This is a genomic window from Lysinibacillus sp. FN11, from assembly GCF_024628845.1.
GTDB classification, from domain to species: domain Bacteria; phylum Bacillota; class Bacilli; order Bacillales_A; family Planococcaceae; genus Lysinibacillus; species Lysinibacillus capsici.
The window spans coordinates 3,048,859-3,074,910 of record NZ_CP102383.1; the positions used below are offsets into that span (position 1 = coordinate 3,048,859).

Sequence of the window (26,052 nt, forward strand, 5' to 3'; positions counted from 1 at the left end):
TTATTTAATTCATTGTTTTTTTGAAACAGATAATATTTCACCTACTCTCACTTCTATACTATTGTAAAAACAGAAAAAAGAAGGCAAGAATCCTTTCGCCCATCGAATGAATCCCTGCCTTCTTTTTATGCACATGTTGTATAAATATCAATTGATGTTTTAGATAATTAATTAATCTTCCATTGTTGATAAATCACCAGTTGGTAAATTTAATTCCCAAGCTTTCAAAACACGACGCATAATCTTACCACTACGTGTTTTTGGCAATTTATCTTTAAATTCTATTTCACGTGGTGCTGCATGTGCAGATAAACCTTTTTTAACAAAATCACGTATATCTTCAATTAATGCATCAGAAGGTTCAACCCCTTCTCGTAAGGATACAAAGGCTTTAATGATTTCGCCTCGCACCGGATCTGGTTTCCCGATAACACCTGCTTCAATTACATCCGGATGCTCAAGTAGCTTACTTTCTACTTCAAAAGGTCCTACACGTTCACCAGCCGTCATAATGACATCATCCACACGCCCCTGGAACCAGAAGTAACCTTCATCATCCATATAGGCAGAATCTCCAGAAACGTACCATTCTCCTTTCAGGAAATAAGACTCATAACGCTCTGGGTTTCCCCAAATTTGGCGCATCATGGCAGGCCAACCACGACGAATAGCTAGATTCCCCATTGTAAATGGTGGTACCTCATTGCCTGCATCATCTACAATCGTCGCATGAATACCAGGAAGAGGTTTCCCCATTGAACCTGGCTTAATATCCATCGAAGGATAATTACAAATCATATGTGCTCCCGTCTCTGTCATCCACCATGTATCATGTATACGATGACCTAGTTCCTCTACTCCCCAGCGAATAACTTCTGGATTTAACGGCTCACCAACAGACAGCACATGGCGTAAAGATGTTAGATCATAGCTTTCAAGCAAGCCACTACCTGCCCCCATCAGCATACGGAACGCTGTTGGTGCACTATACCACACTGTCACACTATAATCTTCAATAGCCTGATACCATGCTTGTGGTGAAAATCTTCCTCCGACGATTAGCATTGTTACACCGTTTAACCACGGACCAAAAATGCCATAGGCTGTTCCTGTAACCCATCCAGGATCGGCTGTACACCAATAAATATCATCTTCACGTAAATCAAGTACCCATTGCGTCGATTGATATTGCTGAATCATAGCATTATGGACATGCAATACGCCCTTTGGAGCACCTGTTGATCCAGAGGTATAGTGAAGAATCATCCCATCTTCTCTGTCTACCCACTCTATATCAAAATGAGCGGAAGCTTCTTTTAAATGTTTAGTAAAGTCTAGGATTTGAGCTGTTTCCTCAATGCCCTCCCCTACTAAAAAGATATGCTCCAATTTAGGTAATTTAGCTAAAGGTACACGTTCAAGTAAAGCGGGTGTCGTGACTAATACTTTCGCCTCACTATCAGCAAGTCGATCATACACGGCACCTTCCATAAAAGCTTCAAACAATGGTCCAACAATAACCCCCATTTTCAACGCACCTAATAATGAAAAATAAAGCTCAGGTGAACGAGGCATAAAAATAAATAAACGATCACCTTTCTGCAGATTAGTAGTCGTTTTAAAAACGTTTGCTGCTTTGTTTGTTAACCTTTTCATTTCATTAAATGAATATGCCTCTTTCCGTTTACCATCATTAAAATACAATGCCACCTTATTTTTGCGGTGTGTTTCGGTATGGCGATCAATGGCCTCATATGCCATATTCACTAAACCTGTTTCGCTCCAACTAAATGCCTTTTCCGTATCTGCCCAATTATGAGATTCTGCCACTTCTTCATAATTCGTTAAATGGTGTTGACCAGGTAAAGCCATTAACTTCTCCTTCATTTTCATCCCCATGAAAATACCCCTTTCTTTGCTTTTGTTTTTGACTAAATTTCAACAATCCCCCCTGTTGAAAATCAGAGAATTTTTCAAAAGCAAAATTGATATGTAGCATTTGTTATATAACAGTTATCCGTAGTATTAATGGTCGAATCCCTAATGGCACTACTTTTATCTGTTAAATAACAGAAGCAATATAATCTTATTTTACACGAATTAGGATGGATTGTCTCAATATTTTTATTTTTCCAAAAATACAGGTATATTTTGCAAAAATAAGCGTTTTTACGCAAGAAATCAGCTATAATGGAATTATTAAACTCAGGTGGTGTAATTATGGAACATAAAAAAACTTTTTTTTCTGTCACAAAGGAAACAAAGCATGGTACTGTGTATGTGGAAGGACCTGTGCCTCCAGAAAAATTAGCTACATATTCATTCCATGAAGGCTTGGTTGCCTTCAGACCTCCAAAACAGCAACAGCAGGCCCTTATAGAAATTGCTGGACTACCCGAAGGCCGAATTATTATTATTCGAAACCAAGATATTATTGTAGGCTATGTTACCTATCTTTACCCTGATCCACTTGAACGATGGGCAGAAGATCGTATCGATGACATGATTGAATTAGGTGCCATTGAAGTCATTCCAGACTACCGTGGTACTGGTGCTGGGAAGGCACTACTAGCCGTTTCATTTATGGGGGATGAAATGGAAGATTATCTTGTGATTACTACCGAGTACTATTGGCATTGGGATTTAAAAGGAACTGGTTTAAATGTTTGGGATTACCGCAAAATGATGGAGAAAATGATGAGCTCTGCTGGTTTCGAATATTTTGCAACAGATGATCCTGAAATTACATCACATCCAGCCAATTGCCTGATGGCACGCGAAGGAAAACGGGTGCCTCCTGAGACAATGGAAAGATTTGATAGACTTCGTTTTAGAAATCGTTTCATGTATTAAAACTAATACAAAGGGGATGCATATATGATTGTAGAAGAAATTATGAATGATAAGCCTTATACATTAGCTCCTACCAATACAGTGCAGGAGGCACTAAAGTTAATGCGTGAAAAGAAAGTTCGTCATTTACCAGTTGTAGATGATGAACAACACGTTTTAGGAGTAATTACTGAACGAGATATTAAAGAGGTCTTGCCCTCATCTTTGCAGGATGAACCAAACTCTCCTATTTTTAATGCAAAAGTAGAGGATATTATGGTGAAAGACCCCCTTATAGGTCATCCACTAGATTTTGTTGAAGAGGTAGCACTGACGTTTTACGAATCAAAAATAGGCTGTTTACCTATCGTCTCTGGTGGAAAATTGGTAGGCATTGTTACCACAACAGATTTACTCTATACATATATAGAGCTGACTGGTGCTACAGAGCCTGGGTCAAAAATCGAGATTCGGGTATCCGATACACCGGGAGTTTTATTTGAAATTACAAAAATATTTCATCAACATCATGCCAATGTTCAAAGCGTCTTAGTTTATCCTGACTCTGAAAATACACAAAACAAAATTTTAAGCGTCCGAGTAAAAACACTAAATCCTTTAGCAATGATTGAAGATCTACGCAAAGAGGGCTTTGATGTCCTATGGCCAAATTTACCAGGTGTTTCACTATAATGAAAAAGGCTGTATTCGTTTACTCGCCAGAACAACTCGGATATAAATTTTCAGATACACATCCTTTCAATCATAAACGCTTGACGCTAACTATGGATTTACTAAAAAATATTAATGCTCTCGATGATGTAGATATTGTACCAGCACGTGTTGCAACGGAAGAAGAACTATTGCTTGCACATGATTCAAAATATATAGATATCGTAAAAAAAGCAGGGCATGGTGAATTATCAGAAGCACAATGTGAAAGCTACGGGATTGGCACTGAAGATACCCCCATTTTTGAAAATATGCATGAAGCAAGTGCACAGCTAGTTGGTGGAACTTTAACCGCTGTTGATTATGTAATGGAAGGAAAAGCCGAACACGCCCTTAACCTTGGTGGAGGACTCCATCATGGTTTCCGTGGTCGTGCATCAGGTTTTTGTATTTACAATGATAGCACAGTGGCTATTCGTTACTTACAGGAAAAGTACAACGCTCGTGTACTTTATGTAGATACAGATGCCCATCATGGGGATGGTGTCCAATGGAGCTTTTATGAGGATCCTAATGTTTGTACACTGTCCATACATGAAACTGGTCGTTATCTATTCCCTGGAACCGGAAATATTACTGAGCGTGGCAATGGTCAAGGCTATGGAACCTCCTTTAATTTTCCAATGGATGCATTTACTGAGGATGAAAGTTTTCTAGAGATCTATGAACAGTCAATGCGAGAGATTTTTGAATTTTTCAAGCCAGATGTTGTATTAACGCAAAATGGGGCAGATGCACATTATTTTGATCCATTAACACATTTACATGGAACAATGAATATTTATCGCGAAATTCCTAAGCTAGCTCATCAATTAGCACATGAATATTGTGATGGTCGATGGATTGCAGTGGGTGGCGGTGGCTACGATATTTGGCGAGTGGTGCCCCGTGCCTGGTCCATGTTATGGTTGGAAATGACTGACCAAGTGTTACCAATGGGGCCACTCCCTCAAGCATGGTTGGATCGCTGGCAACCAGAAGCCCCTGTTCCTTTTATTCCAACATGGGAGGACCCGATGCCTTTATATGAGCCAATTCCGCGTAAAGCAGAAATAGAGGAAAAGAATGCTCAAATGTTAGCCAAATCGCTATATATTATTCGGAATGAAAGACGGGATTAATTTCTTGGCCTCACGATATTCGTGGGGCTTTTTAAATTAGATTAATGCTTTTGGTCTTTTGGTCGTATATCCATCAATTCTTTTGTTCTATCCCTCATTTTTGAAACGCTATCCTCTATTTTTGACGTTCCTTCCAGTAAAAAACACGCAAATCCTTCATAAGCGATTTACGTGTTAGGTATCATTATTTACTTTTGACAGATTGTCGATGCTCAATACGGTGTGGTAAAATAACCGCTTCGTCCTCAACAGTTTCCTTGCTCATTAATTTTGTCAGCAGACGCATTGCAACAGCTCCAATATCGTAAAGCGGTAGCGCGACACTTGTTAACTGTGGACGAACCATTCGTGCTAACTTTGAGTTCTCAAAGCTGATAACTTCAATATCTTCTGGAACATTTTTGCCCGCATCTTGTGCGCCATGAATTAAACCGATGGCCAGTTCGTCACTTCCTGCAAAATAAGCTGTTGGTGGCTGTTCAAGTGCAGATAAAATTTCCCATGCCTCTAAGCCCATATCATAGCTGGACTCTTCTGCAGCAATTAATGCTTCATCTATTGGTAAACCAGCATCCTGCAATGCTTTCTTATAGGCTGCTAGCTTGAATTTTCCGTTAATTGTATACGAAAGTGGACCCGTTACGAAACCAATCCGTGTATGGCCATTTTGAATAAGTAATGAAATAGCTTCATAAGCCGCCTGGAAATAATCGATATTGACAGTTGCAATTGTTTGGGATTCATCCACAGAGCCTGCAAGCACAATTGGTACTGGCGAATGATCCATCGTTTGCTGCATCTTTTCTGTAACCTCATCACTCATCATAACAATACCATCAACCTGTTTTCCAAGCATAGTATCCAGTAGCTGTAACTCTTTATCTTCATGTTGATCTGAGTTGGCTAAAATAATATTATAACGATACATTGTGGCAATATCCTCTACACCACGAGCCAGCTCTGCATAAACATTGTTTGCAATATCTGGGATAATCACGCCAACTGTTGTTGTTTTCTTACTTGCTAATCCACGCGCTACTGCGTTTGGACGGTATTCTAATCGTTCAATTACTTCTAGTACTTTTTTTCGTGTTGCTGGTTTTACGTTTTGATTACCATTGACTACACGAGAGACCGTTGCCATAGAAACATTTGCTTCTCTTGCAACATCATAAATTGTAACAGTCATCGTACGTGCCTCCCTTTTTTCCTATTATAGCCTTATCATACGATAATTTTCATATTATTTTCAAGAAGAACTACGTAAAAACCAAGTACTAATAGTCCTATTCTAGACATTATTTTGTCACGATATAACAAACACCGCCTGCCGAAGTAAGCAAGCGGTGTTCGCTGTTAACAATTAAGCATGAATTTCATGATTTTTCATGAATTTTTGTAGTGTTTCATAGAATGCGTCAAATGTTGGGATGTCCATTTGTTGTTGTGAGTCAGACAATGCAACAGATGGATCTGGATGCACTTCTGCCATAACGCCATCAGCACCGATGGCAATCGCTGCTTTTGCACATGGTAATAATAAATCACGACGCCCTGTTGAATGCGTAACATCTACGAATACTGGCAAATGCGTTTCTTGTTTTAAAACTGGTACGGCTGAAATATCTAATGTATTACGAGTTGCTTTTTCATAAGTACGGATACCACGTTCACAAAGGATAATGTTTTCATTTCCTTTAGACATAATGTATTCGGCAGCATGAATGAATTCATCAATTGTTGCAGCTAAGCCTCGTTTTAATAATACAGGTTTATTTGTTGCACCTGCTGCTTTTAATAATTCAAAGTTTTGCATATTACGTGCACCAATTTGGATGACATCAATATAATCCAATGCTTCCTCTAAATGACCTGGTGTCACGATTTCTGTAATAACACCTAAACCATATTCCTCGGACACACGTTTTAAGATTTTCAGACCTTCTAATCCAAGACCTTGGAAGTCATAAGGAGAAGTACGTGGCTTATAAGCACCACCACGAATTAACTTTTCGCCTTTTGCTTTAATAGAAGCGGCAACTGCTGCTACTTGCTCATAAGATTCAACCGCACAAGGACCGAATACGAAAGATGGTTTTCCTTGTCCAATTAATTCACCATTGATATTAATAATTGTATCTTCTGACTTCTTCTTACGAGATACAAGCAACTCTTTCTTTTTATCAGCTTCAAGTTGTTTTAAAGCTGTTTTAAAGATTTGCTTAAATATATAATCAACCGTCATTTGGTTTAATGGACCTTGATTGTGTTCTTTAATAAGATCAAGCATGTGTCTTTCACGCAGCGGATCATAGCGATTCACACCTTGTTTTTCTTTAATTTTACCGATTTCATCAACTACAGCTGCACGCTCATTAATTAGACGAAGAATTTCTAAGTTTAAACCGTCTATTTGACTACGTAAGCTTTCTAAATCTTTTTGGCTCATGCTTTCTTGCTCCTCTCCTCATGACAGACACTTTCAGAACTCTGAAATGTATGTTACATTTTTAGATAATAGCATTATTATAATCAATGTTGTTCAGAATGTCACGCATTTTTAATTTAGCGCTTCAACTCGCTAAATTATTTTCAAGTATGACGCGAAAGGAAGCGATTACATTGAGTTCTAAACTATTCGCACTTGATATTGGCACTCGCTCTGTGGTCGGGATTATTCTCCAAGAAGAAAATGACCATTTTCATGTGGAAGATATTTTAGTAAAAGAGCATAAAGAACGTGCCATGGTAGATGGACAAATACATAATGTCATGTATGTGGCAGAATTAATTAATGAAATAAAACGTGAACTTGAAGAGAAACATGGACCTCTCACAAAGGTAAGTGTCGCTGCAGCAGGTCGATCTTTGAAAACTGAACAAGCTAGTGTGACCATCAATATACGTAATCGACCCATTTTTACTGAAGAAGATATTAGTCGCTTGGAACTTCAGGCTGTTCAACAAGCACAGCAGCAACTCTTGCAACAAAAAGAGGATGCAAAAATTAGCCACTATTATTGTGTAGGTTACTCAGTCCTGTATTATCGCTTGGATGGCGAGGAGATTGGAAGCCTGTTGGATCAACAAGGGGATGAAGCCCAAATCGAAGTGATAGCAACATTTCTACCTCGGGTGGTGGTGGAATCATTGATTGCTGCTCTTAAACGAGCTGATTTAGAGATGGAAGCATTGACGTTAGAACCGATTGCTGCCATTAATGTGCTGATTCCTCCAACGATGCGTCGCTTAAATGTGGCACTTGTTGATATAGGGGCAGGGACATCAGATATTGCCATTACGGATAAAAGTACAGTTGTAGCTTATGGCATGGTCCCTACAGCTGGCGATGAAATAACAGAAGCTTTAAGCGACCACTATTTGCTAGACTTCCCTGTAGCTGAAGAGGCTAAACGTCAGCTACAAACCTCTGAAGAGATATTGATTCAAGATATTTTAGGCTTTGATCAGTTCTATCCCAAAGAAGTGGTTTTTTTAGCTATTGAGCCTGCAGTGAAACAGTTGGCGAAGTCTATCGGAGAAGAAATTTTACGACTCAATAACCGAGTAGCACCCAAAGCCGTTATGCTGGTTGGTGGAGGTAGTTTAACACCCAACCTTACTACAGAACTAGGTCAAGTTCTAAATTTACCAGCTAATCGTATTGCTGTTCGAGGCATTGATGCTATTCAAAACTTAACAAAAGAAGAACATATAAAAGCCTCACCTGAATTAGTCACACCTATTGGTATTGCCATTGCTGCTAAAAAGATGCCGATTCAATATATGAGTTTAACAGTCAATAATCAAGTGGTACGTCTTTTTGAACTAAAAGAAATGACTGTGGCTGATGCCTTTCTAGCTGCAAATATTCGCGCAAAGCAATTATATGGAAAACCAGGACATGGGCTATCTATCAGTGTCAACGGACAGGACATTTTTATACCAGGCGGACATGGTCAGCCTGCTGAAATATTGGTAAACGGGCAACAGGCATCTACAAAAAGCCTGATTAAAACTGGAGATGCCATTCAGTTAATAGAAGGCCAAGATGGGCAACAGGCGACGGCTACAGTAAGAGATCTTATAGATGATGCAGCAATAAAGACAGTGACAATTCAAAACACCAAATATGTGATTGAGCCGAAAATTACTGTCAATAACTCTTCTGCATCACTCGATACCGTTTTAAATGATCGTGATATCGTCGTTTTTGATATTGCCGAAACAATTGAGGATGTCTTTAAAATCACTAATAATTGGCATTTGTTAAAACAATTTGAGTCCTATACGATTCAAGTGGATGGACAACCTTTATATTTACCAGAATTTTCCCCTCAGCTAATGATTAATGGAAAAGTAGCAAAATTGAGCTATGCTGTACAAAATGGAGATGTGATAAGCTTCCAACAACCATCTCTACCAACAGTACAACACATCGCAGACCAAATGAATCTTTTGCTAGAGGATAAAATCATTATTCATTTCCAACAGGAAGTTTTGGAACTAAAGAAGACTGCAAATGAAGCAATTGTTAATAAAATGGTTGTATCACCACAGTCCACTGTACACAATGGAGCGACTTTAATATTTAAAGAAAAGGATCGCAGTCGTTGGATTTATCAAGATGTTTTCCGATTCTCTAATTGGCAGCTACCAAGCAACTTTAAGGGGAATTTTACAATTTTAAGAAATGGCCAGACAGCGAGCTTTGATACAGAGATATTTGGTGGTGATCAATTAGAAATAATATTAGAATCTACACCTATCATTTAAAAAAAGGGATACGTTACAATTTTATCTTGTAACGTATCCCTTTATATTATGCATTATGCACGAACTTCTTCATTTGTTTCTTCTTTTTGATCTGCGTTTTCTGTCGTTTCTTCGGCTTTTGGTTCCTCACTTGGAATGTAATCCTCTAATGGTTCTTCCCCTTCAAAGGAAACCGTACCATCATCAAAAACAGTTGGTGCTTTTGCGGTTTTTAGTGTTTTTACTTTCTCTACTAATTGTGTAGATTGTTCTTGAATTTGTTTAGAAAGTTGAACTGTTTTATCTTTTGCAGTTGTCGAGAAGTCTGCACTCTTATCTTTTAGCTGAACAGCTTGTACAGCCACATCACTGCGTAAATCTTTTCCTGATTTTGGAGCTAACAGTAGACCTGCAGCAGCCCCTACGATTCCACCAACTAATGCGCCAATCACAAAATCCTTCATGTTAACACGCTCCTCTTCATAAATCGAGTCTTGTGGATGATAAAGCTGAGGCAAAGAACTTTCAAGCTGCTGTTCCTTTACTTCGTTAAAATTTGGCTTTTGAGTTGTCATGCAACAATTCCTCCCCATCTAATTATCAAATTTGTCTAGACTGGTTGTCCATCTACTTTCACAGATGCATCTTCAACTTATATGTCTAAGACTTTATTTTTATTCAGCCAGCATAGAATACTCACTGAATAATTATCATTTTTTACGACCCCATTTTCTTTTTGGTGTTTCTTCTACTTGCACAGTTTCAAATGCATAGGCATCTGGTGATACCGATTCCTGCTCGATGATTTTGCGTTTTTTCCATTTATCCGCAATACCCATCGCAACGTTACTCCATTGTACAACTTGTGCAATTTTTTCTTCATTTTGTTCTACGCTTTTAGAAACAGAAGAAGTGATCTGCTGAACAGAATTATTTAAACCATTAACGGAGTCACCAATACCTTTAACAGCTTGAACAACTGAATTTAATTGTTCAGATTTATGTTGAATATCCTCTGCTAAGCTATTTGTTTTTGATAATAAAGACGTTGTTTCGCGTGTAATGCCTTCCATTTGGCCTTCAATCCCAGATAATGTCCCAGCTAAGCTGTTTAGGATGGATTTAAGCGAGAATAGTGTCATGCCCACGCTCACACATAAGATTAAAAAACCGATTGCAGCAATAATGGCTGCAATATACAAAATCACTTCCATAAGTTGACCTCCTGCTAGTAAATTGTCTTTACTATTACTTTCCCTATCTTCGACAAAAAAAACGGAATTCCTGCTTAAATTTGAGAAAAAACAGCTTAACCCCTACGGACTAAGCTGTTTCATTGTTTTTAAGCACGTCTTCAAAAGCATCTTGGAACTTGTGAACATCACCAGCGCCCATAAATAAGAATACTGCGCCATTATGTTTTGTTAATATATCAATTCCTTCAGTGGTAATCACTGCACTGCCTTCAATAAGTGACGCTAAATCATGAATAGAAAGTGCGCCTTGCGTTTCTCTCGCAGAGCCAAATATATCACATAAATAGGCTGTATCAGCAAGGCTCAAACTATCCGCAAAATCTTGTAAAAAAGCTTGTGTACGTGTAAATGTATGTGGTTGGAAAATCGCAACTAGCTCACGCTCAGGGTATTTTTGTCGTGCTGATTGAATTGTCGCACGAATTTCCGTTGGATGGTGTGCATAGTCATCTATTAAAACATTATCCCCTATATTGGTCTCAGTAAAACGTCTTTTTACACCTTTATACGTGTGTAAACGCTCCTGAATAATATCTGGAGAAATGCCTTCATATTCACATAGCGTAATAACCGCCAATGTATTTAAAACAGCATGATCTCCAAATAATGGGATAAAGAAAGTGCTATAAAATTCATTACGTACAAAAACATCAAATTTTGTACCCTCAGTTGTTTTTTCAACATTACGTGCTTCAAAATCATTTTCGGCACCAAATCCATAATACACAACTGGTACTTTTGCTTGAATACGTTGAAGCTGTTCATCATCACCACATGCGATAATTGCTTTTTTCACTTGTAATGCTAATGATTGAAATGCAGAATATACGTCCTCTATATTAGCGAAGTAGTCTGGATGATCAAAATCGATGTTCGTCATCACAGCATAATCAGGATTATAGGCTAAAAAGTGACGGCGGTATTCACACGCCTCCATCACAAAGAAATCAGCATTTTCATGACCTGCCCCAGTACCATCACCAATTAAATAAGATGTCGGTTTATAGCCACCTACTACATGTGCCATTAAACCAGTCGTAGACGTTTTACCATGTGCACCTGTGATGGCAATGGATGTATAGTTGCCAATATATTCACCTAAAAATTTATGGTAACGAATGACTTCTACACCTATTTCTCGAGCACGTACTAATTCAGGGTGATCATCAGAAAATGCATTACCTGCGATCACTGTCATACCTTCTTTAATATTATCTGCATTAAATGTAAAAATTGGAATATTACGTTCACGTAACGGCTGCTCCGTGAAGAAATATTTATCGACATCTGAGCCCTGTACTTGTTCACCAGCATCAAATAAGATTTGAGCAAGCGAACTCATGCCAGAACCTTTAATGCCTGTGAAATGAAAAACTGTCATTAATTAAACCCCCCGGGAATTTCAATATCCCATCTATCATCTATTAGGTGTATCGTATTATTTCACGAATGGTTAGGTATTAATACCTTCACAAGTGTTAAAAAATACGTACTATTCAACACATCTTGTCTATTATAGCACTTTTTATGCATAAGGATAGATGTGTAACTTTTCTAAAAAAACTAAATTCGACGTAAATTAGATAATCTAGACGAAAACAATGCAATTCTTATTCAAACATAGTAATTAAATCTTCTTCGGTAATGTAACTTTCACGTGGCTTACTTCCTCTTGCTTCCGAAACAAAACCATGTGATTCTAACATGTCAATTAAACGAGCAGCACGATTATAGCCTATATGATACTTTCGTTGAATCAATGAGGTAGAAGCGCCACCTTGCTCATAGACAAATCGGCAAACATCTTCAAATAAATCGTCCTGTTCTGCCGACACCTCTGTTTTCTTTAATAATTCCTCTTGATCGAAAATATAATCAGGCTCACCCTGTTCACGAACATGCTCAATAATCGATTCAATTTCATCATCTGTTACAAAAGTTCCCTGTAAACGCACTGGCGCTGACATACCATTACCTAAATATAGCATATCCCCTCGACCAAGTAACCTTTCTGCTCCCTGCCCATCTAAAATGGTACGAGAATCAATTTGAGAGGAAACGGCAAAGGCAATACGTGTAGGGATATTTGATTTGATTAACCCTGTAATAACATCCACTGAAGGTCTTTGTGTTGCAACAATTAAATGGATACCACATGCACGTGCCTTTTGAGCAATACGGCAAATGGCCTCCTCTACATCTGCTGGAGACATCATCATTAAATCAGCTAGCTCATCAATGACAATTAAAATGTAAGGCAACTTCAGGCTATGTTCATTATTTTTATCTGCTATGGCGTTAAAACGTGTAATATCACGTGCACCTGCATGAGCAAATAGTTGATAGCGACGCTCCATTTCCTCAACTGCCCATTTAAGTGCAGCCGTTGCCGCCTTTACATCTGTAATGACAGGACTAACTAAATGCGGAATATGGTTAAAAGGCGCCAGTTCTACCATTTTAGGGTCGATCAGCATGAGTTTTAGCTCGTGTGGTGCAGCTTTATATAATAAACTAACCAAAATAGAATTAATACAAACGGATTTACCCGAACCTGTAGCACCAGCGATTAAGCCATGTGGCATTTTACGTAGATCTAACGTAACAGGCTTTCCAGTCAAATCAAGTCCTAATGCTGCCTCTAATGGTGAATCTGACTCAACAAAGGAGGGACTATTTGTTACCTCAGATAAGCGAACAGCTCGTGATACCCGATTTGGGATCTCAATACCGATCGAACTCTTCCCAGGAATTGGTGCTTGAATACGAATATCTTTTGCTGCTAAGGCAAGTTTTAAATCATCTGCTAAGTTTCGAATTTTACTAACCTTTGTACCATGGCTCACCGTTATTTCAAATTGAGTAACGGCAGGACCTTGCATAATCGATTCAATTTGTGCAGAAACTTGGAAATAAGATAGTGCTTCGACTAATGTGTCGCCCTGTTGCTCCATCCAATCCGTATCTTGTGTTTTTTCCTCTGGTGGCTCTAGGTATTCATCCGTAGGCTTTTGATAGACGTGAGCAGGCTTTGCTGGTAACTCAACTTCTACTTCTACTACTTGATTCTCAACAGATTCTACTGGAGCATACTCTACAATTTCTGAAACGACTTCAGGTTCGATAGCTAGTTCTGGTTCTGACACTTGTTCCCGTTCTGAAGCTAGTTCAAGTCGTTCTGAAGCTAGTTCAAGTTCTGGTTCTAACTCAAGCTTTGGCTCAATAGTTGCAGAAATTTCATCTGCAGTGGTTTTTTCAATTTCTATTCTTTCATTTGTTGAGATACTTGACATTGATGTAACAGGAGCCATTGTAATTACAGCAATAGGCTCTTCAGCATTGCTATTTGTAGTGACACTTTCTACTTCATCTTTTATATCAAGTTGCACTGGACCATCTACTTGCAATTGAACATTCTCTGTCATATGGAAATCGTTGTCATCTTTTGATGGTGAAACGGACATTTCATTTGTTGTCATGCTGTCTAAGGACGATGATTTTTCTGGCATCACATCCACTAGTTTGTTTTTCTCTGTTTCCGGCTTGCTCTCTACACGTATAGGCTGATGAGCCATCTTTAATTGCTGTTGGATTCTCCATTTTTCTTTATCTGTTTTTAACATGAGTACATTAAATGGAATTCGACTTTTGTCTTCCCTCGATGCAGTATCAGGAGATTGGTCATCCATTGACGGTTGAACGACAGTAACTTCTCCAATATGGATCGTAGAATTTTCAATTTGTACTTGTTCCACAATCATTTCTTTGACATGGATTTCGGATTGATCTGCTGAAAGTTGTTGAACTGTTTGATCTTGAACAACAGCTTCCTTCTCTTGCCCTTCAAAATCCATAGCAAAAGAAGTCGTTTGAGGCACAGCTACATTTGATGACAAATTTTCCTTATCATCGTTCTCTTCAACCAACAGTTCTTCCTCAAAAATAATTGGTTCACTTACTGTCAAAATTTCTTTCGATTGAATAATCTCATGGTGTTCGGATACAACCGTTTGGTTTGTGCTAGCCGGCTCTTTTTCTTCTAGTATATTTTCATTGACCTCATTTGTTGTCGCTTCTTTTAAAGGCTTTGCAACAGTTACCTTTTCAACTGCCTGTACATCGGTTTCTTGCTTCTCGTATTCCTCTTTTCTTTTATCTAATAATTCTTTGATGGGACTTGGTTTTGCAAAACCATAGACAGGTGAAGGCACATCTGTTGGAACAAATCTTTTGCGATTCTCAGGCATAATATTTTCAACTTTTTGTTCTTTTCGCTGACTCTTTTCTTTTGGTGCAGGTGCAGTCATAGGACTTATATTAGCTGTTTCATTTTGTGCATCACGAAACACTAAGCTTGCTCTTGAACGAAATTCTTGTTCTGAAGGCTGACTTTTCATCGTTGTTTTTCTACCTGTACGTTTAGAGCGATTTGCTAGTAAATCTCGAATTCCTGAAACCTCTACATCATAAACACTAGAATCGACAATATGATGATTTAAATGTTTTGGTAACGATAATTCCCCTATTTGTCCATATTCATCATCTTCCATTTGATCAAACATTTCTTTTGAGGACGTATAGGAAGCCTCACCTTCATCATCGTCAATCAAAGGAAAACGGAAAGTCTTTTGCTTAGAGATTGGTGGTTCTTTTTGTGTATGTAATTGCTCCGACTGAACTTCTCCATAATCCTCATAATATTCTTCATACTCATAGTCTTCATCTTCTTTATTAATAAATTTACTAATTTGTTTTTTAAACCAGTTCACTTCGTTTCACTCATTTCTCTTACACTTCATTTATAGCATTGTCTAGTTTTAAATTTATCAATAGCTCAATGTCTACATCAAAAAGCATACCATAAAAACGGTCTTGAAACTTGCATTTAGAGGCTCATTCTAAACAAAAAAATCGTTATGCTACTAGCATATTAGTAACATAACGATTTAGGGCATTTCACCTTGACACAAGGAATAATATCATGATAAAACCTTTAAATTTTAATAATTTCTTTTTTAAATAGGGAAATTTTTATTTAGTTGGTGCTTCAAAAGCACTACCTACTATAGCATCCTCTGGTAATACTAAAATTCCTTTTTCAGATGGTGCATTAGGAATCGCTAATTCACGCGCTGAACAAAGCATGCCGTAAGACTCAACACCGCGTAAATTCCCTTCTTTAATAAGCATTCCTGAAGGCATTACGGCACCAATTTTCGCAACAACTACCTTCTGACCTGCTTCTACATTAGGGGCACCACATACAATTTGTAGTATCTCATCTCCTACATTGACTGAACAGATACTCAATTTGTCAGCATTAGGATGCTTGTCCTTTGTTTCTACATAACCAACAACAAATTTTGGTGAAAAATCAACATCAAGATTAATATTAGCTCCATTTTTTTCGATTGCCACTGCTAGCTGTGCTACTAATTCTGGTGTCACTTCTACTAAGCCTTTAGCATCTGTTTGGATGTAACTGCTCGCATTAAATAAATTGAAGGCTTTAATTTCTCCCGTTTGAGCTTCTCTTAAAATAGCAATATCACCAGCACGTTCTACTTCTGTTTTCACAATGGCCTCCGTTGCTAGTTGAACTAGTAAGACATCTCCTACATGCTCTTTGTTGTAAAATACGTTCATTGTTATTCTTGCTCCTTTTTCACTCTGTTTTTTGCTAAGATAAAGATTGGTTCTAGTTCCCCATCTTCATAAATAAAAGATAATGACGTAATCGGTACAGTACCGACTGCAAAGAAATGCATTGTCATCTGTGCTAATACATCATACCCTGTTTCATTACGAATATCACCTATAATTAATACATCTTGATGAGGCACAGATAATGTCATATCGCCCTCCACTTGTGCCTGCATTTCTTTTAAAAAGCTCTCATTTAAAATACGGCTAGCATCATAGCCATCATTCACATTGACAAAGTAAAAAATATTACCTGCTACCTCATCTTTTTTATAGGCGGTTGGTAGTTGTTTCACCGAAAAGCGTGCCATTTCTCGAATTTGTTCTACAGTTAATTGTAAGGCTTCTAGCATGGATTCATCAATAAAGCGATAGGTTTTACCTAAATCGAGTGCATAAAAAACGCGCGTTTCAGCTGTATGCTCAGTTGTAATAAAGGCATGCCCTTCTTTCGATTTCTGTGGATAAGAAGTGGCACGAATTACGGGATAAATCTGTGTAGTCGTTTGGAAACCCTGTTCTTTTTCTTGTACCATCGCATTAAAGGTTTGCTCAATTGTATATATAACTTCTTCAATCGCCGACTCTTGCTTCTCATTATATTTTGCTAAAATCCCAGGTAAGGAGAGCTCCATCCCTTTTTCAATCATCTTATGATTCAAGCGTAATTTATCGTACTTTTTATCAAAATGAAATTCATATTTCTCTTCAGTTAAATGCTTTTTTAATAGCTCGACTAGTTGTTCAGACTTCATTTGCTTCATCTTTTTCACATCCTAACTTCAAAATGAAACGGCTCACATGTTTGTGAACCGTTCTGTTCATTCCTTCTATTTACTTTATCTTAACCGAATGAACGATTTTCGTCATCTCACGCAAATTATTTTCAATTTGTTTAGCCTTTGAAATGGTTGTCATCTTCACACCACCACTACTTACAATGAGTTCCATTTCATTTTCTTCGTCCGTTTTTAGAACCGCTGTAAAGCCAAAACGACCATCCTTATCAAAAGTCGATTCCTCGATAATTTTGTCCGCATCATTTTCTTTTAAAAGACTATAATAAAGTTTACTGTCTTGTGCTTCACGATCATTGATAAAAAGAATGTAGCTTTCTTTTCCTTTTGAAATCACAATATTATAAGCATCTGAACTGTCTTCAATTTTAAAGTTTGAAGGTAAGTATAATTTGATATCCCCAATTTCTACTGTATGTTCTTCTGGCTCTTCAGCAAAAACCTTCTCCGTTAATTGGAGCCCATTAGCAATTTGATCATCAATAGATTGATTGCAGCCAGAAAGGACAAGAAGTAAAAGCATTAGGCCAATTGCTCTTAGCCATGAAAATAACATGTCTCTCTTCCTTTCACTACTAACTTTTTTCTATTTTAAAAAAATTATTCATAAGATGCAACCTAACTACCCTCTCGCCACTAATTCTTTTTAACTATTTTTGTGAAAATGTGAACAAATATTGACCAACCAAAAGCGAGACAATATGCTCAAACATCATCTGTCTACTCACTAAACCTTGCGTAAAAATACCTACAGCACCTGCACCCTGTCGAATATCTCGACGCTTTGTATATTGCTCCATAATCGGTCCAAGTTCTCCACCAGTTCTTATTTCCTGGGCAATTTCTTTTGGCAGAATAATTTGTGCGCCGGCAGCTGTAAACATTGTTCCGTCTGATACAGTTAATGCACCCCAGTTACAAACGTACATTTCATCATCGATTTCAGTTACGCCACCTTCTAAGCCAAATGATAATTCTGCATCCGTTAAAATCAATGCGTTTTTAGCACGATTCATTGCTCCTAATCTAGTTTCTTCATTACTTATCGGTTGATCTGATACTTCAGAAGCAGCTTTGACATGAGTAAAGAGAGAATCCTCAAAGTATTTGCGAACAATTACTTCAACTGCTTCTGTTTTGGCTTTATTGGTTGTGCCAATTGCTATCTTCATTTAATCCCTACTTTCTTTCCATAGAAAAAGATGCCTCTAAAAGGCATCTTCTAACTTCTTATACATTAGCGTGAATTGTCTCTAATGTCGAACGATCTGCTTTTTTCACTAATTCAACAATTAATGCTTTGGCAGCTGCATAATCATCAATGTGAATAATTGACGCTGATGTATGAATATAACGTGAGCATACACCAATGACTGCACTTGGAACGCCATCGTTTGCCGTATGCACTCGACCAGCATCTGTTCCACCTTGGGAGACAAAGTACTGATAAGGGATATGATTGGATTCGGCCGTATCTAAAATAAATTCACGCATACCTCGATGTGTTACCATTGTACGATCTAAAATACGAAGTAAAGTACCTTTGCCGAGCTGTCCAAATTGACTTTTTTCACCTGACATATCATTGGCAGGAGAAGCATCTAGTGCAAAGAATAAATCTGGTTTAATCATGTTTGCTGATACTTGTGCACCGCGCAAGCCAACTTCCTCCATTACATTTGCACCTGAGTATAAATGTGAGCCTAATTTTTCGTGCTGTACTTCTTTCATTAATTCAATCGCTAGACCACAGCCATAGCGGTTATCCCAAGCTTTAGCCATAATTTTCTTCGGATTTGCCATTGGTGTGAATGGACAAATTGGTATGATGGATTGTCCAGGACGAACACCCATAGACATAGCATCTTCTTTATTATCAGCACCAACATCGATAAGCATATTTTTTATATCCATTGGCTTCGCTCGTTCTGCATCTGTTAATAAATGTGGTGGGATGGATGAAACTACACCAGGAATTGCCCCATTTTTCGTATATACTTCTACACGCTGTGCAAGCATAACCTGGTTCCACCAGCCGCCCAATGTTTGAAAGCGGATCATTCCATTATCTGTGATAGAAGTAACCATAAATGCAACCTCATCCATATGACCAGCAACTAATATTTTCGGTGCATCCGTAACATCGCTGTGCTTAACACCAAAAATACCCCCTAAATTATCTTGAACGATTTCATCCGAGTACTTTTCTAACTCAGAACGCATGAACGCACGTACTGCGTGTTCATTACCCGGAGCGCCTGGTAATTCTGTTAATGTTTTAAATAATTGTAATGTGTCCTCATTCATGATGACTCTCTCCCCACGAAGTAGAATATTCTTCCTTGCCTATTGTAACACAATTATTTCCGAATTCGAAATATTGATACATTTCCTAAATCCGCTAATTGTGAACGTGCATTCACTCTATAGGCTATGCTAAAATAAAGGTATAGAAAAAGGAGGAAAAAAGTATGAAATTACGTGATTTTTTAATTGGTGTCGCAACTGGCTTAGCTGCCGCAGTCATTATTAAAGAAGCTAGTGAAAAAGTTTCTCCGTTCGTACCTGCAGGACAAGTACTTGAAAACATAAAAAGAGAATTTAAAAAGGATTCGCCGATTGATGGTTCTTGGATTTTTATGAAAACTGAAGATTTCACAAACGGTATTATTACCATCCCAGTATATCGTGGGGGGATCTCGCGTATGCATGAAGGTGAGATGCAGACATTCGAATTTGCTGCCGATGCACGCTCTGGTGTTGTCGTGGAACTAACAGAAGTTTAATTATGTATATACAATAGAAGCCATCTCATAAAATGGAGATGGCTTCTCTATGTTATTCGGATAATCCTTTATTATTAAAGTACTTTTTATACTTACGATAATAATTTAAATTATTGAGTGTTAGTTTCACCCAACGCTTCGCATTCATATCCTCATTAAAGTAAAGAGAATTTGTGTATTTACCCTCACTAATTAATTTTTTTGCTTCTAGTTTGAGCTTTTCATTGGATGCATATTTGAATAATACACCTTTAGGAATAATCATCCATAAATGCTTGTCCTGCACATATGTGACTTCTTGCTCGATATTTAACATATGGTCATCCGCAACATACTTCATTAAATTATGCCCACTTGCTGTTACATAATAGCTAGAACGACCATTACGTAAATTGATTTCAAAAAGTTTATATTGCTTGTCTCGAATATCATATTTCATATCAAAATTCGCAAAACCTGTATAGCCAATGTCTTCTAGGAAGAAACGTACTTGATCCATTAATTCTTTATCATAGGTTGTCACGATGGCTGCATAACTTCCGATTCCTTCAGGAGAATGTTCTTCTAGAATAGGGTTACCTAGACACATCAGCTTCACTTTTCCATCCTTCCCTACATAGGCATTTAACACACGCATATAGGAATCATCCCCAGGAATAAATTCTTGAATAATCATTGTATCCTGATAAGTAGAGCTATAAATAGCTTTTAATATAGCCGTTTTTTCCGCTTCATCATGTGCAACAAATACTTTTTTCTTCCCAGGGAATTTACAAGCCCAATACTCTACAGAGTTTGAAGCCTTTAAAATAATAGGGTAAGCAAATGGTGGTGTAAAGTTTTCATAGTTGTCCGCTGTCACCGTTGTTGTACCTGGATATTTAAAATTATATTGATCACACATTTTATAGAAATTTTCTTTCAATAAAATTTCGTCCATCAACGATTCATCGATATAAGGTACGGTAAAATGCTCTTGTAACGCTGGTTTATTTTTGATGATCAGCTTGGCATAATCGTCCCCACATGCTAAAAGTAACAGTTTTTTATCAGCATATTTTTTTGCAACTTCTGCAAGGGCAGGTGCAAAAACATCTTGTTCATTTAAACGGTCTATTTCTTGAAATTGTAGGATATGGCTATCTTGTGTTGCTGTTAAATGAGAACGTCCTAAGACAAGTGGTTTTATACCATATGCTTCATAAAACGCACGTGCCATTCCATATGCATTCATATCTGATCCAAGTAAAACGGGTAAAAATGGTTGTTCAGTTGCCATGTTTATTTCAACTCTCTTTTGTATTTTAGTATCGTGTTAAGTGTATCATATTTTCTATCCTGTTCACGAACAAAAACGCGAGGTATTGACATTTTATATGCCAAAATACCTCGCCTTTGCTTGCTCTATTAAAATGTAATAACAGCTTGTCTACTACGCTCTAATTTATCCACAATCTCTTTACCTGACTCATCCCATCTAATCATACGGTAATAAGCATCGTGATAGAAAATAAAGCCATAGTTATTTGCAAGGGCTTCCTTCATCAGTCGCTCCTTTGCAAATACACTTGTCATTGGATAATCGTCATAGGCTAATACCCATAATGGATTTTGATGAGCATGAGTCGGCATAATATCTGCCATATGCAATAACACTTCATCATTTTGCGTTAGCTTAATGACAGCATGTCCCTCACTATGACCACCAGTATGAATCATTTCGATTCCAGGTACTACTTCCAATGACTCTTCGTAGGTTTCAACTAAATGCTGAACTGGCTCCCAATTTTCTTTCCAATAAGTATTTTTAGAACGGATATTGGGGTTACGCATTTCATCCCATTCAATTTTCGTTACAAAAATCTTGGCATTTGGGAAAGTCGGTACAAGTACATCCCCTTCCCACTGCGTTAATCCACCAGCATGATCAAAATGTAAATGCGTCATTAACACTGCATCAATATCCGCTGTCGTTAATCCTAACTCTTGTAAGCTATCTGCTAACGAAGATTCTTCTGTTACACCAAAGTTTCGTAGCTGCTTTTCATTTAATTTGTTAAAGCCCACACCCGTATCAATAAGGTAGTTTTTGCCCCCAAATTGAATAAGGATAGGTTCTGTTGGCAATTCAATTTGGTTTTTTTCATTGACTGGATATTTGCGGGACCAAAGAGGCTTTGGTACAACACCAAACATCGCACCACCATCTAGGCACGTAACACCCCCGTTTAGCCATGATAATGACATATTGTGAAACTGTAACTGATCCATCCATATTCCCCCTACAATTTAGTGATAAATTGCGATTCTAAGCGATAAATCGGCTGCCCCTTCGCAGAAAACTTCTCTTCATATTCCGTCATCACATTATCCTCTGGCATATTTGCATGCAGGTCGAGAGATACATACTTTAATAACATCCCATATTCAGACATACTGATTAAAGAATACTCGAAAAGACCTCGGTTATCTGTTTTAAAATGGACTTCCCCATTATCCACTAAAATCGACTCATATAATTTCAAAAAATCCCCGTGCGTTAAACGTCTTTTTGCATGTCTTGTTTTTGGCCAAGGATCTGAGAAATTCAGGTATACACGTGATACATCGTTTTTGTCAAAGAATTTATATAAATCTGCGCCATTTACTTTTAGTAACCGTAAATTCGCTGGAGATTTTGCCTCTAGCACTTTTTCTAGTGCACAAACAATCACACTATCGTAAAGTTCAATGCCAATATAATTGATTGTTGGATTTTGCAAAGCCATACCGGTCACAAATTGTCCTTTTCCAGACCCTACTTCAATATGGATAGGGTTGTCATTGCCGAAAACAGCCTGCCAATTTCCTTTAAAGTCTTCAGGATTTGGAATAATCACCTCTGGGTGATCTGTAATCATTTCCTCTGCCCAAGGCTTATTTCTTAATCTCAATGTTGTTCCTCATTTCTTTCTTATGAAATTATTGATTTTTTTATAGTATAACGTATTCCCTTATAATTCGCATGAAATTATTGCACCATGATATTTTTATAAATCCTTAACAATAACCTGCCAAGCATTTTTCTGTATTGTACAATGGATATTGGTCTCTTGATTGACAATGCCAATATAATTACCATCCGTATGGCAGTCAACCTTATCTGCTACGATAAGTTCAAAGACCTGCCCCTGTAAAAAAGTAACTTCCTTAAATTTTGTATGCTTTTCAAAAAACACAGTGACAAATACAAGTAATAATTTGATACGAGAAATATCATGTACAATCGTGATATCCACTTGCCCATCATCTGCTTTTGCGGCAGGTGATATTTTCATGCCGCCTCCAAAATAAGGTTGATTACTCATCGCCACAAACCACGTCTGCTGAAATTGCCATTCCTGTTCCCCTGAACGTATCGTTATGTCAAAGCGTTCAAAGCGAAATAACCCTCTAATTACAGCGACAGCATACGAAAGTTTGCCTAGTCCAATCTTATTGAGATAAAACTTAAGACGAGAAGTGTTAATTGATTTTGTCACAAAGGCATCAAAGCCTATGCCAGCATTATTAATAAATATTTCCTTTTGTTGATTACCAATATGAACGATCCCTGCATCCATTCTTACATTAGCCAAGGTAGTCTTTACATAATCCTCGATTTGCTGGGCATTGGAAAAGGTATGAAAATAACGTGCAAAGTCATTACCAGAGCCAGCACGAACTACACCAATTATGATGTATTTATTATGTATAACACCACTAACCACTTCATGAATAGTGCCATCACCGCCAACAACGACAAGCAATTTTTTCTCTTGTTGCTGGTGTGCCCATTGTTGAGCGATTTTCTGTCCATGTCCTGCATATTCAGTAAAAGCCACTTGGTAGGAAATCGTTAGTTGCTCTTGAAGTTGGAGCCAAACTTTTTTTCCTTTTCCATTCCCAGCAGCCTCATTGACAATAAATAGAATGTTCATAGATCATTCCTCTGTTGGCTGAGATGCTTGCTGCCAAATATCTCGGTTAAAGGAGGTGGTTTGGACCGTATTTAAAATTGTCTGCGCAGCTCGGATTTGCATATGCTTCATAGGAGAGGAAACTTTTCTTAAATGCTCTATCCATTCATGATAATTTCGACGATCAACAAAGCGAACCCCAAATGGTGAACCAGGATAATCAAAATAACCATTACGAGATAGCACAACCTTACGGATGGGCATATCAATATCCTCTTGTTTAAATAATTGCGACAGTACCGATTCCATCCGCCCTAAGTTAATTGTTGGATTCAGAACTTTAGAATCCTTCGTCCCTACTTTTTTAATCCAGAAGCGATCACTGCCACCTACATATACAGCTTGATTTTCAGCCTCTAAGACCGTAATACAAATACACTCTGTCGGCGACATTAACACTACATCTAGCTCTATAGGTGCTTTTCTAATTTGTAGTATTGGATAATAAAACAACAGATAATTATCTGGCAATGTTTGCAATAGCATACGGAGCAATGAGTCACGCATGAAGCGAGGATCTACATATGATTTTTCCCGTAATGTTGAACTGGCCCATTTCATTTGAAAATGAAAGAACTGATCAATAAACATTCGTTTCAACTCATGGATGGATTGTGGTGCATACACAATTTTAGGTTCAAATGTGAGCGTCGTTTCTTCTTCAGGAATGATATCCTCATCGCTAACAAGCTCATTTGATATTTCTACTTCTTCCACATCCTCCGTTGTTTCCTTTTGACGTCCAGCAAATAATTTTTTTATGAAGGAAAAACGTTCTTTTTCCTCGTAAGCCTCCGCTTCAGCCTCATTGTCGACATGTTGCCACTCGCTAATATCTTCTCCCAATTCCCACTGTCGCTTAATGCGCTCCCATTGGTTTTTCTTCAAGCGCACAAATTGTGTTGGGTATCTCGCTAAATCAATTTGATAGCGTGAAATGTAATCTTGTAATTTCACCAATTGTGCCATGTAAAGGTCACTCCATTCTTACTCACCATATCTATAGTTCTCTTTTATCTAGATTGCTTTGGTAGAAAAAAGAGGCATTGTATTCAATACATCGACAATTATTCTACAAATTTCAATCTGTAAAATTATTCATTACTATCCTTTTTATTTTACATGACGATACCAAACATTACATCCATAAAAAAGAGAACTACCCTTATCGATAGTTCTCTTAAACGGTTCTTTTATTTTGTATTCAAAGAAAGTGGTAATTTCGCCTCAAAAGCTTGTTGCAATTTACGCGTCCATTCACCTGGCACTCCAGTACCGATTTGGTTGCCATCCACATCAATAACAGGAGTAACTTCTGAAGATACAGAGGATACAATGATTTCATCCATTGTTAATAAATCAGCTTTTGTCATTGGTTCTTCAACGACAGGTAAACTAATTTCCTCTGCACATTTTAAAATGACCTGACGAGTAATACCGTTTAAAATGAAGTTATTAGCTGGGTGTGTATAAAGCTTACCATCTTTAATCCCATAAACATTTGCTGATGAACATTCTGTTACGATATCCCCTCGATGTAAAATTGCTTCGTAACAGCCCTTTTCAGCTGCCTCTTGTTTTGCTAATACTGCACCAAGTAAGTTTAAAGATTTGATATCACAGCGCAACCAACGAATATCCTCTACAAACGTAGCCTTAACCCCTTTTTCAAAGTTTTCATATGCACGTTCACCAGCTTTCACATTACCTGTTAATACAGCTGGGACACTCGCATCTGGGAAAACGTGATTACGTGAATTGGCACCACGTGTAATTTGGAAATAAACATGCCCTGTACCAAGATTATTTTTTTCAATCAGCTCATGTAATAATTTGTGTAAAACGTCTTTTGTATAAGGAATAACAAGACGAATTTTTTCGGCGCTTGCATAGAAACGATCAATATGCTCTTGTGCTGTAAACATATTTCCGTTATACACTTTGATTACTTCATAAATGCCGTCACCAAATTGATAGCCTCGATCTTCTGGTGATACTGCAATGGATCCTTCTTCAACAATTTGATCATTCCATAATGAATATGCCATGTTTTGTTCATCCTTTTCGTCTTT

The 26,052-nt window shown here is 37.7% G+C and carries 23 protein-coding genes; 5 read left to right on the forward strand and 18 right to left on the reverse strand.

Features of this window, described 5'->3' with window-relative positions; all coding sequences use genetic code 11:
- Nucleotides 1–171 precede the first annotated feature (171 nt).
- Nucleotides 172–1,899 carry an acetate--CoA ligase gene (gene acsA / locus NP781_RS16150; protein WP_370635378.1) on the reverse strand — a complete coding sequence of 576 codons (1,728 nt, stop codon included), beginning with the start codon at nt 1,897–1,899 and terminating at the stop codon, nt 172–174.
- Between the two features lie 321 nt (nt 1,900–2,220).
- Between acsA and NP781_RS16155 the strand changes: the two genes are divergently transcribed.
- From NP781_RS16155 to NP781_RS16165, 3 genes are read left to right on the forward strand one after another with little or no spacing between them, the layout of a single operon-like run.
- Complete coding sequence (locus tag NP781_RS16155) at nt 2,221–2,853, forward strand: GNAT family N-acetyltransferase (protein WP_221681012.1); 633 nt, start codon at nt 2,221–2,223, stop codon at nt 2,851–2,853.
- 24 nt (nt 2,854–2,877) lie between these two features.
- Entirely contained in the window at nt 2,878–3,525 is a 648-nt protein-coding gene (locus NP781_RS16160) for an acetoin utilization AcuB family protein (protein ID WP_004226115.1), read from the forward strand.
- Nucleotides 3,525–4,685: an acetoin utilization protein AcuC gene (locus NP781_RS16165; RefSeq protein WP_257520360.1), complete on the forward strand. Its 1,161-nt coding sequence runs from the start codon at nt 3,525–3,527 to the stop codon at nt 4,683–4,685. The genes NP781_RS16160 and NP781_RS16165 overlap by 1 nt, the downstream gene beginning before the upstream one ends.
- Nucleotides 4,686–4,869: 184 nt before the next feature.
- On the opposite strand, the gene ccpA is transcribed toward NP781_RS16165, so the two are convergent.
- Together ccpA and NP781_RS16175 are read right to left on the reverse strand one after the other, a co-directional pair.
- A complete protein-coding gene (gene ccpA, locus NP781_RS16170; RefSeq protein ID WP_048393506.1) occupies nt 4,870–5,874 on the reverse strand; it encodes a catabolite control protein A in 1,005 nt (334 codons plus the stop codon).
- A 174-nt stretch (nt 5,875–6,048) separates the two neighbouring features.
- Entirely contained in the window at nt 6,049–7,134 is a 1,086-nt protein-coding gene (locus NP781_RS16175) for a bifunctional 3-deoxy-7-phosphoheptulonate synthase/chorismate mutase (RefSeq protein ID WP_004226108.1), read from the reverse strand.
- A gap of 173 nt (nt 7,135–7,307) precedes the next feature.
- Between NP781_RS16175 and pilM the strand changes: the two genes are divergently transcribed.
- Nucleotides 7,308–9,461 (forward strand): pilus assembly protein PilM, encoded by a 2,154-nt coding sequence (pilM, locus tag NP781_RS16180; RefSeq protein ID WP_257520361.1) that lies wholly within the window; start codon nt 7,308–7,310, stop codon nt 9,459–9,461.
- Between the two features lie 53 nt (nt 9,462–9,514).
- Here the strand turns inward: pilM and NP781_RS16185 are convergent, their stop codons facing one another.
- The 9 genes from NP781_RS16185 to NP781_RS16225 form a co-directional block, all read right to left on the reverse strand.
- Nucleotides 9,515–10,015: a YtxH domain-containing protein gene (locus tag NP781_RS16185; RefSeq protein WP_257520362.1), complete on the reverse strand. Its 501-nt coding sequence runs from the start codon at nt 10,013–10,015 to the stop codon at nt 9,515–9,517.
- 135 nt (nt 10,016–10,150) lie between these two features.
- A complete protein-coding gene (locus NP781_RS16190) occupies nt 10,151–10,654 on the reverse strand; it encodes a DUF948 domain-containing protein (RefSeq protein WP_004226103.1) in 504 nt (167 codons plus the stop codon).
- A gap of 109 nt (nt 10,655–10,763) precedes the next feature.
- Complete coding sequence (murC, locus tag NP781_RS16195) at nt 10,764–12,077, reverse strand: UDP-N-acetylmuramate--L-alanine ligase (RefSeq protein WP_221681017.1); 1,314 nt, start codon at nt 12,075–12,077, stop codon at nt 10,764–10,766.
- Between the two features lie 229 nt (nt 12,078–12,306).
- Complete coding sequence (locus tag NP781_RS16200; RefSeq protein ID WP_257520363.1) at nt 12,307–15,465, reverse strand: DNA translocase FtsK; 3,159 nt, start codon at nt 15,463–15,465, stop codon at nt 12,307–12,309.
- 262 nt (nt 15,466–15,727) lie between these two features.
- A complete protein-coding gene (ytpR, locus tag NP781_RS16205) occupies nt 15,728–16,342 on the reverse strand; it encodes a YtpR family tRNA-binding protein (protein ID WP_221681019.1) in 615 nt (204 codons plus the stop codon).
- A 2-nt stretch (nt 16,343–16,344) separates the two neighbouring features.
- Nucleotides 16,345–17,163, reverse strand: coding sequence for a DUF1444 domain-containing protein (locus tag NP781_RS16210; protein ID WP_221681020.1), 819 nt, complete (start codon nt 17,161–17,163; stop codon nt 16,345–16,347).
- Between the two features lie 70 nt (nt 17,164–17,233).
- Nucleotides 17,234–17,752, reverse strand: a complete 519-nt coding sequence (locus tag NP781_RS16215; RefSeq protein ID WP_221681021.1) for a hypothetical protein — start codon at nt 17,750–17,752, stop codon at nt 17,234–17,236.
- A gap of 94 nt (nt 17,753–17,846) precedes the next feature.
- Nucleotides 17,847–18,368, reverse strand: coding sequence for a DUF84 family protein (locus tag NP781_RS16220; RefSeq protein ID WP_257520364.1), 522 nt, complete (start codon nt 18,366–18,368; stop codon nt 17,847–17,849).
- A 58-nt stretch (nt 18,369–18,426) separates the two neighbouring features.
- On the reverse strand, nt 18,427–19,503 hold the full coding sequence (locus NP781_RS16225; protein WP_221681023.1) for a M42 family metallopeptidase: 1,077 nt from the start codon (nt 19,501–19,503) through the stop codon (nt 18,427–18,429).
- 164 nt (nt 19,504–19,667) lie between these two features.
- Between NP781_RS16225 and NP781_RS16230 the strand changes: the two genes are divergently transcribed.
- Nucleotides 19,668–19,982 carry a hypothetical protein gene (locus tag NP781_RS16230; RefSeq protein WP_004226089.1) on the forward strand — a complete coding sequence of 105 codons (315 nt, stop codon included), beginning with the start codon at nt 19,668–19,670 and terminating at the stop codon, nt 19,980–19,982.
- Between the two features lie 52 nt (nt 19,983–20,034).
- Here NP781_RS16230 and NP781_RS16235 read toward each other — a convergent pair whose 3' ends face one another.
- From NP781_RS16235 to dat, 6 genes are all read right to left on the reverse strand, one after another.
- Complete coding sequence (locus NP781_RS16235) at nt 20,035–21,261, reverse strand: carboxylate--amine ligase (RefSeq protein ID WP_066037570.1); 1,227 nt, start codon at nt 21,259–21,261, stop codon at nt 20,035–20,037.
- 128 nt (nt 21,262–21,389) lie between these two features.
- Nucleotides 21,390–22,253 carry a YtnP family quorum-quenching lactonase gene (locus NP781_RS16240; protein WP_221681024.1) on the reverse strand — a complete coding sequence of 288 codons (864 nt, stop codon included), beginning with the start codon at nt 22,251–22,253 and terminating at the stop codon, nt 21,390–21,392.
- An 11-nt stretch (nt 22,254–22,264) separates the two neighbouring features.
- On the reverse strand, nt 22,265–22,915 hold the full coding sequence (gene trmB, locus NP781_RS16245; protein WP_016991781.1) for a tRNA (guanosine(46)-N7)-methyltransferase TrmB: 651 nt from the start codon (nt 22,913–22,915) through the stop codon (nt 22,265–22,267).
- A 96-nt stretch (nt 22,916–23,011) separates the two neighbouring features.
- The gene (locus NP781_RS16250) at nt 23,012–23,941 is read right to left on the reverse strand and encodes a diacylglycerol/lipid kinase family protein (RefSeq protein ID WP_257520365.1); all 930 of its coding nucleotides are present in this window, start codon (nt 23,939–23,941) and stop codon (nt 23,012–23,014) included.
- Nucleotides 23,942–23,944: 3 nt separating this feature from the next.
- On the reverse strand, nt 23,945–24,949 hold the full coding sequence (locus NP781_RS16255; protein WP_221681026.1) for a nuclease-related domain-containing protein: 1,005 nt from the start codon (nt 24,947–24,949) through the stop codon (nt 23,945–23,947).
- A gap of 224 nt (nt 24,950–25,173) precedes the next feature.
- Nucleotides 25,174–26,028 carry a D-amino-acid transaminase gene (gene dat / locus NP781_RS16260; protein WP_221681027.1) on the reverse strand — a complete coding sequence of 285 codons (855 nt, stop codon included), beginning with the start codon at nt 26,026–26,028 and terminating at the stop codon, nt 25,174–25,176.
- Nucleotides 26,029–26,052: the final 24 nt, after the last annotated feature.